This window comes from Pseudoneobacillus rhizolycopersici, from assembly GCF_054786815.1.
Genome location: NZ_JBTOOE010000171.1, coordinates 1 through 253 on the forward strand (window position 1 = coordinate 1; position 253 = coordinate 253).

Below are 253 nucleotides of genomic sequence, written 5' to 3' on the forward strand. Positions count from 1 at the left end.
GCACGGTGATGCCGAACCGCTCGGGCACGAACCGGGGCGTCCCGCTTTTCACATCCCGCTGTACGCGGGATGTCAGCCAGTCGAGGATGTCCGTCGTCACGTAGTGGACCTCGGGCATGTGATCGTAACCCGCCAGATGAATCGCCTCGTGCGCCAGCACCCGCTGTCGGTACCACCGCTGCCAACGCGGGAGGTCCTGCGACAGTGTGAGCCGCGGCGGGCTGCCGTCGATGCTGGCTTCGGCCAGCCACCG

General features: G+C 67.6%; 1 protein-coding gene. It reads right to left on the reverse strand.

The features are described from left to right. On the reverse strand, positions 1-253 hold a 253-nt coding region (locus tag ACX9YW_RS23295), incomplete at both ends, for a hypothetical protein (protein ID WP_460351143.1).